Origin of the sequence: Chitinophaga sp. W3I9 (assembly GCF_050434025.1) — a bacterium.
In the GTDB taxonomy this organism is placed as follows: domain Bacteria; phylum Bacteroidota; class Bacteroidia; order Chitinophagales; family Chitinophagaceae; genus Chitinophaga.
Genome location: NZ_JBNPWC010000001.1, coordinates 4460623 through 4478042 on the forward strand (window position 1 = coordinate 4460623; position 17420 = coordinate 4478042).

General features: G+C 47.1%; 13 protein-coding genes. 5 read left to right on the plus strand and 8 right to left on the minus strand.

The features are described 5' to 3' along the window. Positions 1-5 precede the first annotated feature (5 nt). The 5 genes from QFZ51_RS18175 to QFZ51_RS18195 all read left to right on the plus strand — a co-directional run bounded on the left by QFZ51_RS18175 (position 6) and on the right by QFZ51_RS18195 (position 6179). Complete coding sequence (locus QFZ51_RS18175) at positions 6-1196, plus strand: O-succinylhomoserine sulfhydrylase (protein ID WP_429047764.1); 1191 nt, start codon at positions 6-8, stop codon at positions 1194-1196. Positions 1197-1426: 230 nt separating this feature from the next. Continuing rightward, positions 1427-1780 carry a hypothetical protein gene (locus QFZ51_RS18180; protein ID WP_429047765.1) on the plus strand — a complete coding sequence of 118 codons (354 nt, stop codon included), beginning with the start codon at positions 1427-1429 and terminating at the stop codon, positions 1778-1780. Between the two features lie 80 nt (positions 1781-1860). Continuing rightward, positions 1861-4380, plus strand: coding sequence for a DUF5686 and carboxypeptidase regulatory-like domain-containing protein (locus QFZ51_RS18185; RefSeq protein ID WP_429047768.1), 2520 nt, complete (start codon positions 1861-1863; stop codon positions 4378-4380). A gap of 462 nt (positions 4381-4842) precedes the next feature. Further along, a complete protein-coding gene (locus tag QFZ51_RS18190) occupies positions 4843-5049 on the plus strand; it encodes a hypothetical protein (protein WP_370910384.1) in 207 nt (68 codons plus the stop codon). Positions 5050-5162: 113 nt separating this feature from the next. Further along, a complete protein-coding gene (locus QFZ51_RS18195; protein WP_370910385.1) occupies positions 5163-6179 on the plus strand; it encodes a rhodanese-related sulfurtransferase in 1017 nt (338 codons plus the stop codon). Positions 6180-6367: 188 nt separating this feature from the next. Here QFZ51_RS18195 and QFZ51_RS18200 read toward each other — a convergent pair whose 3' ends face one another. From QFZ51_RS18200 to QFZ51_RS18235, 8 genes are all read right to left on the minus strand, one after another. After that, complete coding sequence (locus QFZ51_RS18200; protein WP_429047772.1) at positions 6368-9466, minus strand: efflux RND transporter permease subunit; 3099 nt, start codon at positions 9464-9466, stop codon at positions 6368-6370. Between the two features lie 12 nt (positions 9467-9478). Beyond that, complete coding sequence (locus QFZ51_RS18205) at positions 9479-10792, minus strand: carbohydrate porin (protein WP_429047775.1); 1314 nt, start codon at positions 10790-10792, stop codon at positions 9479-9481. A 7-nt stretch (positions 10793-10799) separates the two neighbouring features. Further along, positions 10800-11891: an efflux RND transporter periplasmic adaptor subunit gene (locus QFZ51_RS18210; RefSeq protein WP_429047777.1), complete on the minus strand. Its 1092-nt coding sequence runs from the start codon at positions 11889-11891 to the stop codon at positions 10800-10802. A 4-nt stretch (positions 11892-11895) separates the two neighbouring features. After that, positions 11896-13173, minus strand: a complete 1278-nt coding sequence (locus tag QFZ51_RS18215; protein WP_429047779.1) for a TolC family protein — start codon at positions 13171-13173, stop codon at positions 11896-11898. Between the two features lie 82 nt (positions 13174-13255). Then, positions 13256-14626 (minus strand): HAMP domain-containing sensor histidine kinase, encoded by a 1371-nt coding sequence (locus tag QFZ51_RS18220; RefSeq protein WP_429047781.1) that lies wholly within the window; start codon positions 14624-14626, stop codon positions 13256-13258. Between the two features lie 8 nt (positions 14627-14634). After that, positions 14635-14820, minus strand: a complete 186-nt coding sequence (locus QFZ51_RS18225; RefSeq protein WP_429047783.1) for a winged helix-turn-helix domain-containing protein — start codon at positions 14818-14820, stop codon at positions 14635-14637. A 49-nt stretch (positions 14821-14869) separates the two neighbouring features. Continuing rightward, the gene (locus QFZ51_RS18230) at positions 14870-15322 is read right to left on the minus strand and encodes a response regulator transcription factor (protein ID WP_429047786.1); all 453 of its coding nucleotides are present in this window, start codon (positions 15320-15322) and stop codon (positions 14870-14872) included. 59 nt (positions 15323-15381) lie between these two features. Next, the gene (locus QFZ51_RS18235; protein ID WP_429047788.1) at positions 15382-17349 is read right to left on the minus strand and encodes an ABC-F family ATP-binding cassette domain-containing protein; all 1968 of its coding nucleotides are present in this window, start codon (positions 17347-17349) and stop codon (positions 15382-15384) included. Positions 17350-17420: the final 71 nt, after the last annotated feature.

Genomic DNA, 17420 nt, shown 5'->3' on the forward strand with positions numbered 1-17420 from the left:
TATCCATGAGCAAAGAAAAAAATCAATACCAACCGGATACCAATGCGGTAAGAATGCAGACGCCTAAAACGGACCAGATGGAGCATTCTGTACCCATGTTCCTGACCTCCAGTTTTTGTTTTGATAACGCAGAAGAAATGCGTGCTACTTTCGCGGATGAAACAGACTTCAATATCTATAGCCGTTTCAGCAATCCCAATGTAGACGAATTTGTACAGAAGATGTGCGCCCTTGAAGGAGGAGAAGCCGGCTATGCTACGGCCTCCGGTATGAGCGCAATTTTTGCCAGCTTCATGGCCCTGCTCAAAACCGGCGACCACCTGTTGTCTGCCCGCTCTATCTTCGGCTCCACCCACACCGTGATCACGAAGTTCCTGCCAAAATGGGGCATTGAAACTTCCTATTTTGATATGACCGATCCCGCCGGTATTGAAGCCATGATAAAGCCCAATACCCGGATGATCTTTGTGGAAACGCCGTCTAATCCCGGTCTTGAGATCATAGACCTGGAACTGCTGGCCGGCATCGCCAATAAGCATAATATCATTTTAAACGTCGACAACTGCTTTGCAACGCCTGTATTGCAACGCCCTATTGAATACGGCGCCCACCTGGTTACCCATTCGGCTACCAAATGGATCGACGGACAAGGACGTGTACTCGGCGGAGTAGTAGTAGGAAAGGCGGAACTGATCAAGGAAATCCATACTTTTTGCAGAAGTACCGGCCCGGCCATGTCGCCATTCAACGCATGGGTGCTCAGCAAAAGCCTGGAAACCCTCTATGTAAGAATGGAACGTCATTCGGCCAGTGCCTTGAAACTCGCCGAGCGCCTGGAAAACAACCCGCACCTGCTGTCAGTGAAATATCCTTTGCTGACTAGTCACCCGCAATACAACATTGCCAAAAAACAAATGAATGGCGGCGGTGGTATCGTATGCTTTGAACTGAAAGGCGGCCTGCAACAGGGCGTTCGTTTCCTGGATGCCTTACAGCTCCTTTCACTCACCGCTAACCTGGGCGACAGCCGCAGTATTGCTTCGCATCCTGCCAGCACCACCCACGCAAAACTCTCTGAAGAAGAACGCGCTATTGCCGGTATAACGCCAGGACTGATACGGATTTCCGTAGGACTGGAAAACATTAAGGATATCGTGGAAGACATAGAGCAGGCATTGACAGCGAGTGCCCTGTAACGGATGTTGTCTTACTCAGGATTACGCTGATTATACTGATTTTACTTTTTGGATTTTATCAAGATTATAAAGATTTAAGAGAGACCAAAGCGATTTTATCGTTTTGGTCTTTTTCTTAAAAGAAAATCATAAAAATCCAAAAAATCCAAAAAGTAAAATCAGTATAATCAGCGTAATCCTGAGTAAGACAAAATTCGCACAATCCGCATTATTCTCCTTATATTAGAATCATGAAATCCTTTGCCCATTTTCTCCTGATCCTTCTCCTGTCTTATGTAGCAGGTATGGTGCTGCCCTGGTGGAGCGTAGCGCTCGTGGCTTTCCTGGTAACGCTGCTCATGCCTTTGTCACCGGGTAAATCATTCTTCAGCGCCTTCATGGGCGTATTTGTGTTATGGATGATCCTGGCTTTTTATATGGATGTAAGAAATGATCACCTGCTCGCCAACCGCATGAGTGAAATGATATTGAAGGTGCGGAGCGCACCGCTAATGGGCATGGTCAGTTCCTTTATCGGGGGACTCGTAGCCGGCTTTGCTGCCAGCTCTGCTGCGTTTGTCCGTGCGGCGAAAAAGCCCGCCTGATTACTTATCCAGGGTGTTAAAATTCTGATAAAACAGCTTGTGCAAATAACCTGTAAGCTGTTCGCCGTTACATTTGGGATATGAAGAACTATCTGTCTGCCCTGTTTTGCATTTTCATTTCCAGCTACTGCCAGGCTATTGTGGTGAAAGGCCGCGTGACGGATGATAAGGATCAGCCGCTTCCATTTGCTACCGTATTCATAAAAGGAACTACCACCGGCACCACGACCAATGCTGCCGGTCAATACCAGCTTGACCTCCCGGCAGGTCAATATACGGTAGTATGCCAGTATATCGGCTTTAAAAGAACGGAACTGCCGCTTAACGTAAACGCCCCAACGCAGGTGCTCGACTTTCATTTGCAGCCCGTTAACATGCAGATAAAAGAAGTAGTAGTGAAAGCCAACGGAGAAGATCCTGCCTATGCCATCATCCGGCAGGCCATTAAGAAACGGCATTTCTACCAGGAGCAGGTAAAAGAATATACCTGCATGTCTTATATCAAAGGGACTATCGGGATGAAAACTGTTCCAGGGAAATTCATGGGACAGAAAATAGATAAGAACGACATGGGAGTCGACAGCACCGGGAAAGGCATGATATTCCTGTCGGAGTCAGTAACTAAAATATCTGCAAGGCAGCCGGATAAAATAAAACTGGAAGTCATTTCCTCCCGCAAAAGTGGCGGCGGCTTTGGCTTAAGCTTCCCTGCCATCATCAGCTTCTATGATAACAATGTTTCCGCCGTTATCACACAAATGGGCCCCAGGGGTTATATTTCTCCCATTGCAGAAAATGCACTCGCCTACTATAAATACCGGCTGGAAGGCACCTTCACGGAAGAAGGCAAAACGGTTAATAAAATACAGGTGATTCCCCGCCGTAAACAGGAACCACTGTTTTCAGGATATATCTTCATTACAGATGACGACTGGCGCATTCACAGCACAGACCTGATCCTTACCGGTGAATACCAGCTGGAACTGATGGACACGCTGGAGATCCGCCAAACCCACGTACCCGTTACCGCCGACATCTGGCGCGTAAAAGACCAGGTAATGCACATCTCATTTAATAAGTTTGGTTTCCGCATGGGTGGCAGCTTCGTCAATGTATACTCCGATTATAATGTACATCCTCAATTCCCGCCGAAGTTTTTTGATAACACCTTCCTCAAATATGATTCTGCCTTTGATAAACAAGGACATACTTATTGGGACAGCATCCGGCCGGTTCCGCTGGAAACCGCTGAGGTGAAGGATTATCACGAAAAAGACAGCATCGCCAAAGCAGCGCGCGACTCCTCCTTTTCCCGCTATCACCTCGATTCCCTGCAACGGAAACAGAAACCGGTAAAAGTAACGGATGTGCTCTGGAACGGTGTAAAACATAAGTACTATTTCCGCCGCGACAGCTCCATACAATATCATTCCCTCGGTGTAAAAGGACTGCTGAAATCACTGAAGTATAATACCGTGGAAGGGTTGGTTATTGCAGTGGAGCCTGAGCTGAACATCTATACAGGAGAAGAAAGCAGCCTGCGGATTACACCTTTCTTTCGGTACGGATTAAGCAATACTCACTTCAATGCCTATACGCAAATTGATTTCAGTAACAGGAGTAAAGTACAGAAGCGTTATGGCCGCAACGACTGGTCACTGGCAGGAGGGAAGCGCATCTCCCAGTTTAACCAGGACAATCCCATCGATAATATCGCCAATGAGTTTTATACCCTGTTCCTGAAGGAAAACTATATGAAGCTCTATGAAAACTGGTTTGGCAAACTGCGCTACGCGCGTACGTTCCAGACAAATGACCAGTTATCGTTCGCCGCTACTTATGAAAGCAGGAACCCGGTAGAAAATACCACCGACTTTGTAATCTTTAAAAACGACCGTAAGCAGTTTACGCCCAACCATCCCTATGAGCTGGCCAATGTGCCCTTTGAAAAGCACCAGGCGTTAATACTGGATGTGGATTTTACCTTCCAGCCCGGTCAACAGTTTGTGGAATTGCCCGACCGGAAAATCCCTTTTGGCTCCAAATACCCCACGTTCAAAGTAGGTTACAGCAAAGGGATACCCAATGTGGCAAACAGTATTGTTGATTTCGACAAATGGAGTTTCTCCGTTCAGGACAACATGAACTTCAAGTTGTTGGGGGAATTCCGCTACCGTATCGGCGCAGGCGGGTTCCTGAACGACCGGAACGTACCAATACCCGATTACCAGCACTTCAATGGCAACCAGACTTTCTATAACATGAAATACCTGAACAGCTTCCAGCTGGCGCCGTATTACCAGTACAGTACTACCGCCCCGTTTTATGCTACCGCTAATGTAGAACACCATTTCAATGGATTACTCACCAATAAAATTCCATTGTTCAACCGCCTGAAATGGAACCTGGTAGTTGGCGCCAACGCATTTTATGTAAACAGTGATAATAACTATGTAGAAGTTTTTGGAGGTATTGAAAATATTCTGAAGATGATCAGGGTAGATGTGGTAACGGGTTATCAGAGTAAGGAAGATACCCGTATAGGCGTCCGGGTTGGTTTTGGAGGTATCCTGGGGAATATGGTGAAGTTTAAGAACTAAGAACTGACAGTGATTCCGGGGACCTGTTACCACCTGTTATTGCTTGCCAGGTAACAAAATCCCCGTATCTCATCATTCACAAACCGGTTCTAAAATTTCTTCCTGCTCTTTATCTCTTTCTTTTCATCAAAGAAATATGCCAGTAACCTGTAGATCCAGATACCAACAACTGCATAAATAAAGTAGGTAATGTAAATACTCATAAAATAACATTTTCGGGTTAAACAATATTGCGTCTCTTAATCAATTTTCAAAAAGGGTGCCAATCGGGGTTGTAACTTATCTGCAAAGTTATATACAATAATTATCAAATAGTTAGAAAAAAATAAATATTTTTTAGATCTCCGGTGAACCTTTGGTGGCCTTAATTCGTTAGTAAGGTAAGTATATTTGGACAAGCGCTGTGCACATTTTACTCACACGTTGGTGCCAAAATGAACCGTCATCCTTTGAATTACCGGTATGAGAAAGATCGCCCTCATTGCGCTGTTGTCGGGAATTATCCTGGCCGCAGCCGCCTACATTACGGAAACAAATGACCTGCCCGGCGCAGCAGAACTGAGAACCCCCGGCTTTGTCGGTTATATCTTCATTATCAGCGCAATAGCCTGGTTTTCCTTACACGTCCTGTACCAGTGGGCGAAGAAATCAGACCCTTCTCATTCCTGATATTCAATGGATTTTGCTACCTTTGCCCCCTAAATCAATTGTTCTTTTACGATTAAAGAGAGTTGATTGGAGTTTTGTTCGCGACGCAGGCGTCCTTAAAATTTCAAGCAATTATGGCATTACACAATAGAGTATCTGCCGCCGAACTGAAGGTCCGGCTGGCCAATGAAACGTTTAAACGCGTGACCGTTTCTTTCTACCAGTACGCAAAAATCCCCGATCCACAGGCATTCCGTGATCAGTTGTACGAATCCCTTTTCCAACTCGGTACTTTCGGACGCATTTATGTAGCCCATGAAGGCATTAATGCCCAGGTGAGCGTTCCTGAGCATCACTTTGAGGCATTTAAGCAACAGTTGTACTCGATCGACTTTCTACATGGCATCCGGCTGAATATTGCCGTGGACGATGATGGCAAATCCTTTTTTGTATTGAAAATCAAGGTCCGCGACAAAATTGTGGCCGACGGAATTGAGGACCCCACCTTCGATATGGCCAACCGTGGCCGTTACGTGGATGCCAGCACCTTCAATGAACTTACTGCCGACCCGGATACCGTGATCGTGGACATGAGAAACCATTACGAATATGAAGTAGGTCATTTTGAAGGCGCCATAGAAGTACCTTCAGATACTTTCCGCGATCAGCTGCCGATGGCGGTGGATATGCTTGCAGATAAAAAAGATAAGAATATCATCATGTACTGCACTGGTGGAATCCGTTGTGAAAAAGCATCGGCTTACATGCTGCATAATGGTTTTAAAAACGTATTTCACCTGGAAGGAGGTATCATTGAATACACCAACAAAGCCCGGCAGCAGGGACTTCCCATTAAGTTCAAAGGTAAAAATTTTGTATTCGACGACCGGCTTGGGGAACGCATCAGCGACGATATTATCAGTCATTGCCACCAGTGCGGAGCGCCCTGCGATACACATACCAACTGCCTTAACGATGGCTGCCACCTCCTGTTTATCCAGTGCGAATCCTGCGCGAAGAAATATGATGGCTGCTGCAGTGAATCCTGCCAAACCACCCATGCATTACCGCCGGAACAACAGGCAGAACTGCGAAAGGGAGTGGAAAAAGGACTTATGTTCAATAAATCCCGGCGAAGAAAAGTAGAATAAAAAATCCGCCCCGCGTTGTTTCTTCTCGGCAGGGCGGAGTAGTTGACCATAAAATTGAATCGGCCGGATCACTCCGGCCTTTTCTTTTTTACGACCATTCTATCAACCTATATGCGAACTAAAAATATAAGCGTATAGTCCACCACGTTATAACAAACTAAATGAAAGGACTATACGCAATTTCATCCTCACATCTGATCTTTCTTATTTTTATAGGCGCCATAGAAAATGATCGGGAACACCAGCAGGGTTAATACCGTTGCGGTAATAAGCCCGCCAATTACCACGATCGCCAGCGGCTTCTGTGTTTCAGACCCGATACCATGTGATATGGCCGCCGGAATCAAACCGATGGCGGCCATCATGGCGGTCATTACCACAGGCCGTATGCGGCTCTGCACACCTAACTTGATCGATTCATTCAGCGATAATCTCGCTTCGAGGTTCTTATGAAATACAGAAATGAGAATCACCCCATTCTGAATACAGATACCAAACAATGCAATAAAACCTACCCCCGCAGAGATACCAAAGTTCATATTGGTAACATGCAATGCCAGGATACCGCCTATCAATGCAAACGGCACGTTCATTAACACCAGCCCCGCATCCTTTACACTGCCCAGCATAATAAACAACACCATAAAGATGGCAATGATACTGATAGGCACTACCTGTCCCAGTCGTTGCGTAGCCCGCACCTGGTTTTCAAATTCACCCGTCCAGCCAATGCTGTAACCTTTCGGCAATTTCACTACCCGGTTGATCTTCGCCTGCGCTTCCGCAATAGTGCTGCCGAGGTCGCGGTCACGGACAGAAAACTTCACGCCGATAAAACGTTTGTTACTGTCGCGGTAAATGAAAGCCGGTCCCGTAATGGTTTTGATCTCAGCGATTTCTTTCAGCGGTATTTTATTGTTGTTGATAGTAGGCACCATCAGGTTGGCCAGGTCATCTTCCGTTTTACGATAGTTTTCATCATAACGGATACGGATATCGAATTTTTTCTCGCCTTCATACAGCTGGGTAGCCGTTTTACCGCCAATGGCCATTTCAATAACTGCCTGGGCATCCCCGGTGGCTACACCATACTGGGCCATTTTGTTGTCGTCGAGATTGATGCTCATTTCAGGCTGACCAATATTCCGGATCACGCCAAGATCTTTAATACCCTGCACCGTTTTCAATTGCGCCACTACCTGTTGCGACAATGATTCCAGCTTCACGAGGTCGTCGCCGAAAATCTTTACGCCGTTGGCAGCCTTGAACCCGGCTACTGCTTCAGAAACGTTGTCGCTGATTGGTTGCGAGAAGTTGAGGATGATACCCGGGTATTTCTTCAGCCGTTGTTCCATCTGGGAAATCAGCTCGTCCTGCGTGATCTTCCGTTTCCATTCTTCCTTCGGCGCCAGGTCTACCTGGTATTGTATAAAGTAAAAACCGTTGGGATCTGTACCATCGTTGGAGCGGCCTACCTGCGATAATACCCTTTTTACTTCGGGGAAACCGCCGAGGTCCTGCCGGATATCATGCGCCATTTTAGTGCTTTCCGTGAGCGACATGCTCATGGGCAACTCCGTGGTTACCCACAGGGAGCCTTCATTCAGCTGCGGAAGGAACTCTGTTCCCAGGAATTTGGCGGAAATAAACGTAAGTACCATGAAGGCCAGTGCCAGCGTAATGCTCAGGCGTTTATTCCGGTAGGTCCATCCAAACCCTCTCATTACAAAACGGTCAAAGAAGTTCACCAGTGGATTATTCTTCTCTTTCACATTTTTGTTGAGCAAGATGGAACACAGTACCGGCACCAGTGTTAAGGTAAAGAGCAGTGCGCCCAGTAACGCAAATCCCAGCGTCCAGGCCAGTGGCGAAAACATTTTACCTTCTACTTTCTGGAAAGAAAATATGGGGATCAGGGAGATGATGATAATGAGTTTAGAAAAGAAGATGGCTTTGGCCAGTTCTCCACCGGTTTGCTTGATCCAGCCCAGCTTCGCCATTTTGTTGAACCGCTCCATGCCGTATTTGTGGGCTTTATGGTCCAGCATCACAAAGATGCCTTCCACCATCACCACGGCGCCGTCTATGATAATACCGAAGTCAATCGCCCCCATCGACAGCAGGTTGGCGCTCATGCCTTTCATGCGCAGGCACATAAAGGCAAACAGCAGTGCCAGCGGAATAATGATGGATACAATCACGGTAGTGCGCCAGTCGGCCATGAACAGGAATACGATCACCGTTACAAAAATGATCCCTTCCGCGAGGTTGTGCATCACGGTGTGGGTACAGAACTCCATGAGGTTATCGCGGTCATAGAACGTTTCCATCTTGATATCATCCGGCAAAATGGTTTCATTCAGCTCCTTCAGCTTCTCTTTGAGGCGGGCGAGTACTTCTGTGGGGTTTTCACCTTTGCGCATCACCACAATGCCTTCCACCAGGTCGTCGTTGCTGCCTATGCCCACCTGGCCCACGCGCGGGGCAGAGGCTTCATGTACATTTGCGAGGTCTTTTACCAGCAAAGGCACGCCGTTGATATTCTGAACAATGATGTTGTTGATATCGGGGATGCTGTTCAGCAGCCCGATGCCACGTACCACGTATGCCTGCCCGTTCTTTTCAATCACATCACCGCCTACGTTCACATTACTTTTGGTCACGGCCTGGTATAATTCCAGCGGTGTAATATCGTATTTGGCCAATCGTACCGGGTCAGCGGAGATCTCGTAGATCTTTTCCTGCCCGCCGAAGGCAACTACATCGGCTACACCGGGCACGCTCCGGATCTGCCGGTCTATCACCCAGTTCTGCCAGGTGAGCAGATCGCGGGAATCGCGTTTACTGCTTTTCAGGTAGTACCGGAATATTTCACCGGTAGGACCGTAGGGAGGCTGTACTTCAGGTTCGGCGCCCTCCGGCAAACTGATACTCTGCAGCATGTTGTTGACCTGCTGCCGTGCGAAGAAATCTTCCACGTCATCGTCGAACATGATCTTCACTACAGATAACCCGAACATGGTAACAGAGCGCACGCTGGTTTTCTTCTGCACCGCATTCATGGATACTTCTATGGGCAGCGTTACAAAACGTTCCACTTCCTGCGCGCTGCGGCCATTCCACTTGGTTACAATCACAATCTGTGTGTTGGTAACATCGGGGAAGGCTTCAATGGGCGTATGCAAAAAGGAAAATACGCCTGCTGCGATCAAAGTAGCTACGCTGATAAAGACAAACAGTTTGTTCCTCAGCGAAAAAGCGACAATATTTCTAATGAATTTATTCATAACTCCTGTTCTTTAGAATGCCACTCTGGTCCTTAATCCGATGATATTTACCGGTCCGCGGTCCCTGTTGTAGGCAGGGTGCATCACAAACTGGTAATCAGGGCTTAGGGCTATATGTAGCCTGGTAATGTTACATTGATAGAAAACTTCGGCAATCATTTCCGGTGCATAGTTCAACTGGCCGTCGCCGATCATGAATCCGGTGCCACCGGCAGCAAGGTAATTGCGGTGCTCTTCTGATAATCCGTTCACCACCAGCGCCACACCGGCGTTGTCCTGGTTGCGGTGCCAGCACTGGCCGTTTTGCAGCCATCCGGCGCTAACAGAGCGGTCTATTTCGGTATAAGCCCAGGTTTCATTGCGGCCATCATTCCACGATGCTTTCAGGAAAGCGCCGCCGCTGTTGGTAAGTTCCTGGTCTATATTGATACCAAAACCGTATTTAGTATGTCCGTCCCTTCTTACGGAACTGACGTCCGGCGTATCTTTTGCGGCACTCACCGCTTCGTTATAATTGCCCATAGGAGCCTGGTTAATAAAAGCCATTAACCGGACATTCCCTTCATGCTTATTCAGTGTATGCGTATGCGTTACTTCTATTACCTCACCGTTGGATTTACCGTATTGGTAGTTCAATTTCGGTCCGTTGGCTTCTTCCGGCTCCAGGGAAGTAGCTGCCTGTAACAGCCAGTTATCCTTCCGGTACTGAATGGTCAGCGCCATGGTATAGCCGCGTACATCTGCTGGGTAGTCCCATGCTGCATTGCTCATCAGCGACCAGTTCATAAACTGGGTGCGGGGATCGTGGCTGTACGTATTCTGATCAAAGAAATCCGCGAGGCAGTATTTACCGCCAATGAAACGGAGATAATGGGTAGGCGTAGCGCTGCCTACATGGTTCAGGTCATCACCATCCGCTTCAGTGTCAGACGTTAACGGTAATGTATACACGCCATAAGCCCGGGCCAGGTAAATTTTCGGTTTGGGATCGCCCACGCGAAAGGTTTCTCCGTTCGGAAAACCCGCGATGCCGGTGGCATGGCTGAGACCTTCACCACCAGCGAGTTCCGGGTTCACATATAATTCAAAGTTCTTCCACGGGCGGATACCGGCATAAACAGTACTGGTAATAGATGTAGCCCCTTTTTCATGAGTACGGAAACTGTTGGCGCCTGAGTACTTCGCGGAGAAATCAGGATGCCATTGCGTTACCAGTGTTTGCTGAAAATGGAAAGTGTAGGGGATAATGCTATCCGTCTTCTTTTCCTGTGCCAGCAGGCGGGTACTGCCCAGTGCCAGTATTCCTATGGAGAACAGCTGCTTCATGGCCCGCTTAATCTTTAAGTGCATCGTAGATGAGCAATTGATTTTTGGAAATCACTTTCTCTTCTGCGGCCAGGCCGGAGGAGATATAAGTAATATCGCCGGATGTTTTAGCCACTTCTACCTCGCGTACGGCTATATTAAATTTGTCTTTAAATACCAGCACATAATTTTTGCTGTTATCAAAGATGACGGCGGCAGAAGGGACGGCTATCTTTTGGTCGTTATCCTGGTACTTCACGTATACGGTAGCAAACATTTCCGGCTTCAGCAGCATGTTTTTGTTATCGATGCTGATCCGTACCTGCATGGTTTTGGTGGCAGGGTCCAGGAAATTGTAGATCTTATCGATTTTGCCGTGGAAGGGCTCATCAGGGTAACTTACCGTTACCACGTCTGCTTCATAGCCTTCTTTGATACGCGCAATGTCTGTTTCAAAAACATTGGCCATCACCCACACATCATCCAGTTCAGAGATGGTAAAAATGTTGGAACTGTTATCGGTACGTATCTCCATGTTATTATTGATATTCTTCTCAATAATATAACCGGAAATAGGAGCGGTTACCAGGTAGGTAGCGCCTTTGCCTTTGCGGTATATGGTAAACAGATCGTTGAGCCGGTTAATTTCCGCATCAGATTTTTGTACTTCTCCCTTGGCGTTTACTACGTCTTTATCTGTGTTCAAACGGCTGTCGAACAGGTCCTGGGCTACTTTGAGGTTTTTGTCCGCCACATTGCGGTCAGACTTTGCCTGGGCCAGCTGCTTTTCGTAATCAGCAATTTCAGCACTGTGTATTACGGCCAGTACCTGGCCTTTCTGTACATAGTCGCCCAGCTGTACTTTGATATCTTCCACATACCCGCTCACCAGTGGGTATACTTTCAATACCTTACCGCCATTAGGGGTAACCTTACCGGATAAACGAACTTCGTTCACCACCGGCTGCAGGTGTGCCGTATCGATACGTATATTTTTCAGCATGGTATCGCTGAGAACGAAGGTGGTTTTCTCCTGATCTTCTGCCTGGCTGTGTTTACAACCACTCCACAGAATAGTTGCCAGCAGCGAAAAGCCAATAAAAAGGAAAGGCTGTTTCATGCGCTTAATTTTTAAATAATTCTTGTCCTGTTGCATAGTTGAGTTCTTCGTAGGCATTTACCCGGTTGGATAAAAACTTGTTGATATTTTTCGCGTTATCGCTGTAACTGTTGAAGTAATCGATGAACTGAAGAAGGGAGATATTTCCTTTGCTGAAATTCTTGGCTACTTCAGCAATCAGGGTATCAAATTCTCCCTGGAACTGATGCAGGTCAAATCCTTTGTAACGCTTTTCCAATGCTAATATGCGCTGATAAGCATTCAACACTTCTGATTGTGCGATGGATTGTTGTTGCAGCAGCTGTTGCTGTTCTGCGCCGATTTGAAGTTGTGCGGCACGGATATTTCCCTGGTTGCGGTTCCAGGTGGGTAAATCAATTCCCAGTGTCAGGCCAACGAAATTAGGCGTGTAACTGCCTTGCTTATCGTAAGTGGCGCCTACATGAAGGTCCGGCACTGCCATTGATTTCTGGAGGCGGTAGTTGAGCTGTGCGGTCTGGAACTGCACGTCAGCCATCCGTACATCCGGCCTGTTCTGCGCTACGCTGTCGAGTAATGATTGCAGCTGGATCTTATCCAGGTTATATGAAGCCAGGTCTGCGGGTTGCAGCCGGGCCTCATAAAAAACGCTGGTATGTAACAACTGTTGTAGGTTTTTCTGTGATTCCAATTCCTGTTGTTTCAGATCGGCGAAGTCGTTTTCAATGCCTACCTGTAATGCCTGCAGCCTGACGAGATCCGCATGGGCCACGCTTCCTTTTTTATCAGCTGTTACATATGCATCTACAATTTTCTGCAGGTTATCCAGCTGTTCTTTTAACACGGTTTCAATCTGTTGCTGGTAGTATACATTGTAGAAGTTTTCCCGGAGTTGTAAGCGGAGGGTACGCACCAGTTCATCGAAGTTGGCCTCGCTCATTTTGGCGGCTGCTGCGGCCAGTTGTATAGTTTTATTCCGTTTGCCTGCCAGCTGAATGAGCTGATCAAGGTTATATTGTGTTTCGCCGCCGGCGCCCACATTAAACGGTTTAAAGTTATTAGTGCTGCCGAAACCCAGTACAGTGCTGAAGGAAGGATTGTCCCACATCTTCGCCTGCCGTATCAGCGCTTTGGAGGCGTCTACCTGGTAGCGTTGCGCCAGTAATAAATAGTTTTTTGTAAGAAATGAATCTTCAACTGCCTGCAGTGTTACAGGTTGAGAAGTGATTTGCGCCTGTGCATGTTGAATAAAGCCCAGGCAGTAAATACACGCTGTTAAGAACAGCATCCTGATAGTTCGCATAATGCCAGATTTCATGGCACAAAGCTCACAAAGGGGAATTAAAGCGGCCTTTAAGGAAGATTAAAAAAAAATTAAAAGAAATTTATACGTGTGGGAGGACCACGGAGAATGTAGTGCCTCCTTCAGGATTGGAGGTAACGGTAATATGCCCGCCATGGATCTGCACAATTTTCTTACAGATAGATAAACCCAGGCCATGGCCGCGGATTTGAAGCACATTTTGCCCACGGTAAAAGGGTTCAAATATTTTGTTAATATCGTCCGGTGGAATACCAATGCCGGAATCTTTTATCTGTATAAGAATATTTTTCGTGAAAAAATCTATCGACACATGCGCAGTATTATTTTCTGAAAATTTACACGCATTATCGATCAGGTTCAGGAAAAGCACCTTCAACAGGCTCTCGTTTCCATAGCAGGTCACGAGCAAATCATTATCAGGTACCTTTATGAAATGGATCTCTACTTTACTGGAAGTTTTTTGTTTCAGCCGGATCAGGGTGGTCATCTCCATCAGTAACTCATCTATCCTTACATTCGTCAATACAAACTCCTGCTGCCGCATTTCCGACTGTGCCAGTTGCAACAGGCCGTTGGAAAGATCGGAGAGGTTTTCTGCATCTTCCAGCACAGAAGTAAGTAGTGCCAGGTATTCTTCTTTGCTCCGGTCTTTGGATAATGCCACCTGTAACTGGCTGATAATAGCCGCCAGGGGAGTACGCAGCTCATGGGAAGCATTGCTCACAAAGCTTTTTTGCAGGTGAAACGACTCGCTGAGACGTTGCAGCATAGTGTTGAAGTTGGCGCCCAGCTTGGCTATTTCATCTTTTCCTTTCACGGCTACCTGTGTATCCTGCATGTTGTTGGCATTGATACTATCTACCTGCTGTACCAGCTGATCGATAGGCTGTACCATTTTACGCGCAAAAAAGTAACCTACACCCACCAGTACTATCACGGCGGTAATCAGCTCCAGCAGCAGGATCTGACTGAGGTTCTGGAGGTTTTGAAAACCGTATTTATCAAAGGAAGATACAATGACGATGACAGATACGTTGCCTTCTGTATAATACACGCCCACTACTTCGCCAACGCCTTTGTCGTAGCTGTACAGTTTATTTTCCTTGATATAATCGAGTAAACTGGGATGTGTGCGGATGGTAGTATCTTTCAGGTTGCTGTACAGCAGGTCGTAATTAGGATTGTATACGAGTATGGTTTCTTTATAAAGATCCTGGAAGGTGGTCCGGTCCAGCTTCCGCAGCAGGTCCACCTTTACGTTGCCATCTTCAATGATCACGTTGGCAATGGAGCGGGCGCGGTATTCCAGCCGTTCCAGGTATTCCGCCTTCCGCGACTTGGCAGAGAAATAATAGGCCAGCACGGCAAATGCAACGAGCATCAGCGTAGCCGACAGGGTATAATAAAGCGCTATTTTATATTTGATTTTCAACCGGTGTGTTATTCTTCAGAAAGATAATAACCCATACCTGTTTTTGTATGCAGGAGTTTCTGATCAAAATCCTTGTCTATTTTTTTGCGGAGGAAGTTCATATACACTTCAATCACGTTGGTACCAGTATCGAAGTCGATATCCCATACTTTTTCAGCGATAGTGATTTTGGAGATAACCTTGCCTTTGTGCATGGCCAGGAATTCCAGCAGCTGGTATTCTTTGGCGGTGAGGGCAATCTTTTTACCGCCACGGGTTACATCTTTTTTTCTCGCGGTCTATTTCGAGGTCGGCGATCGTGATTTTGTACTGGGTGCCATGCGTGGCATCGGAGCCGGCTCTTTTCAGGAATACCCGGATGCGCGCCAGCAGTTCGCGGAAGTCGAAGGGCTTTACCAGGTAATCGTCGGCGCCCAGCTCAAAAGCCTGCATTTTGTCTTCCACGCCACCGAGTGCGGTGAGCATGATCACGGGAACGCGGTTGTTTTTGTGACGGATCACTTCACACAGCTCATAGCCGTTGTTGTGCGGCAGGTTCAGGTCCAGGATCACCAGGTCGTAATCGTTACTGGTAGCTAATCCTTTACCCATACGGCCGTCGTAGGCCACATCCACATCAAAACCGTTTTCCTCCAGTCCTTTCTTAACGGCATTGGCTACTTTAACTTCGTCTTCAACAACCAGTATCTTTTGCATAGAAAGGGTTTAAGTGTTGTTATACAGGCATCCTGAAAGATACCTGTATAACAAAATAACTAACTGATAAGGTTCGCTTCCAGTTGCATTATTTTCTCAAATAACTGCTCATATTGCTGATTGGCCCTGTCCAGGTACTTCTGAACATCCTGGTATTCGCTTTCTACCTGGGCAAATTTAGCTTTATCATTGTAGATTTCAGGAGAACCGAGGCTGGCTTCCAGGCCGGCCTTACGTTCTTTCAGGCTGGCCACCTGGCCTTCTACCTGTGAAAACTGTTTCTGTTGTTTCTGCAGTTCACGCTGTACGTCTTTGTTGATAGCGCCTTTACCTGCATCTGCAACCGGGGCTGCTGCCTGCTGGCGGTTTTCTTTTTTCGTATCTGCGTTATTGTTAGTGGCTTTGGCGTTGCCGTTTTGTTGCTGGGCAGCCATTCTCTTTTTCCACTCTTCGTATTCGTTGTAGGTACCTTTAAACTCCTTGATTTCGCCGTCTACGATTTCCCAGATCTTATTGGCCGTCTGGCTTACGAAGTAACGGTCGTGCGATACCAGTACCAGGCTGCCATCATATTTGTTCAGGGCGTCTATCAGCATCTGCACGGAGTTCATGTCCAGGTGGTTCGTGGGCTCATCCAGCATCAGGAAGTTAGCCTGGCTGATGATGGTTTTCGCCAAGGCCACACGGGCTTTTTCGCCTCCGGACAGGATCTTGATCTTCTTAAATACATCATCGCCGGTAAAGAGGAAGCAGCCTAACAACTGGCGTAATTCCAGCTCTGTACGGCCGCTGCCGAAGTTCTTCAGCTCGTCCAGTATTTCGCTGTTCATATCCAGTGATTCCAGCTGGTGCTGTGCATAGAAGCTGGTTACCACGTTATGACCAGGTACGCGTTCTCCTTCCATCGGCTCCATACCAAAGATGATACGCAGCAGGGTAGACTTACCCTTACCATTGGCGCCGATTAAGGCTATTTTATCACCACGGTTGATTTCAGCGCTGGTATTTTTTAAGATCTCGATCTTGCCGAAGCTTTTACTGATGTTATTCAGTGTACATAGGATCTTACCAGGTGTTTTATCTACTGTGAAGTTTATTTTGATTTTAGAAGGGCCGTTATCGGTTTGTTCCACCCGCTCCAGTTTATCGAGCCTTTTGGCGATACTTTGTGCCTGGGCGGCTTTGGACGCTTTGGCTTTAAAGCGTTCAATAAAGCGTTCCTGCTGGCGGATATAATCCTGCTGGTTTTCGTAAGCGCGTTGCTGCATTTCCCGGCGAAGTTCCTTTTCCACTTCATAGTCGGCGTAAGAACCGGCGTAGTGGTGCAGTTGCTGCTGGTATACTTCCACAATCTTGTTCACCATACGGTCCAGGAAGAAACGGTCATGCGATACAATGATCACGGCGCCGTTGTAACCTACCAGGTATCTTTCCAGCCATTCGATGGAGGGAAGATCCAGGTGGTTCGTGGGCTCATCGAGCATCAGCACATCCGGCTGCTGCAGGATAAGACGAGCCAGGAGCACACGCATGCGCCATCCACCCGAAAACTGGCTGTACGGCCGCTCCAGGTCGGAGGTGGTAAAGCCGAGGCCTTCCAGCACCTGCGCCGTTTTATGTTTCATGTTGTAGCCGTCGAGCGCTTCAAATTCATGCAGCTTGTCGCTGAATTCGTGCAACAGTTCTTCGGTTTGACTGTCTTCCAGCTCCCGGGTAATACGTTCAATATCTTTCTCCAGCTCCAGTGCTTTGCCAAAGGCCATCATGCCTACGGTAAGAATAGATTCATCGGTTTCAAAGCTGAGCAGGTCCTGGTTAAAGAAGCCAATCGTCAGACTTTTACTTTTATTAACACTTCCTTTGGAAATGGAATATTCCCCATTGATAATGCGTAACAGGGTAGATTTGCCGGTACCATTCAACCCGATAAGCCCTACACGGTCACCCGGTTCTATATGCCACGAGGAATTTTCCAGAATAACCCTGGACCCAAACTCAAACGTAATGTCCTGTAATGCGATCAACATAAAAAATAAAAAAATTGGATAAAAAACGTGCAAAGTTAAGGAAAAATGCGGACTTTAACCTACTCAAATTC

What these genes read in the sequence shown, in the direction of transcription:
- QFZ51_RS18175 (WP_429047764.1), top strand. Translation starts at nt 6, where the DNA reads ATGAGCAAAGAAAAAAATCAATACCAACCGGATACCAATGCGGTAAGA.
- QFZ51_RS18180 (WP_429047765.1), top strand. Translation starts at nt 1,427, where the DNA reads ATGAAATCCTTTGCCCATTTTCTCCTGATCCTTCTCCTGTCTTATGTA.
- QFZ51_RS18185 (WP_429047768.1), top strand. Translation starts at nt 1,861, where the DNA reads ATGAAGAACTATCTGTCTGCCCTGTTTTGCATTTTCATTTCCAGCTAC.
- QFZ51_RS18190 (WP_370910384.1), top strand. Translation starts at nt 4,843, where the DNA reads ATGAGAAAGATCGCCCTCATTGCGCTGTTGTCGGGAATTATCCTGGCC.
- QFZ51_RS18195 (WP_370910385.1), top strand. Translation starts at nt 5,163, where the DNA reads ATGGCATTACACAATAGAGTATCTGCCGCCGAACTGAAGGTCCGGCTG.
- QFZ51_RS18200 (WP_429047772.1), bottom strand. Translation starts at nt 9,466, where the DNA reads ATGAATAAATTCATTAGAAATATTGTCGCTTTTTCGCTGAGGAACAAA.
- QFZ51_RS18205 (WP_429047775.1), bottom strand. Translation starts at nt 10,792, where the DNA reads ATGAAGCAGCTGTTCTCCATAGGAATACTGGCACTGGGCAGTACCCGC.
- QFZ51_RS18210 (WP_429047777.1), bottom strand. Translation starts at nt 11,891, where the DNA reads ATGAAACAGCCTTTCCTTTTTATTGGCTTTTCGCTGCTGGCAACTATT.
- QFZ51_RS18215 (WP_429047779.1), bottom strand. Translation starts at nt 13,173, where the DNA reads ATGCGAACTATCAGGATGCTGTTCTTAACAGCGTGTATTTACTGCCTG.
- QFZ51_RS18225 (WP_429047783.1), bottom strand. Translation starts at nt 14,820, where the DNA reads ATGCACAAAGGCAAGGTTATCTCCAAAATCACTATCGCTGAAAAAGTA.
- QFZ51_RS18230 (WP_429047786.1), bottom strand. Translation starts at nt 15,322, where the DNA reads ATGCAAAAGATACTGGTTGTTGAAGACGAAGTTAAAGTAGCCAATGCC.
- QFZ51_RS18235 (WP_429047788.1), bottom strand. Translation starts at nt 17,349, where the DNA reads ATGTTGATCGCATTACAGGACATTACGTTTGAGTTTGGGTCCAGGGTT.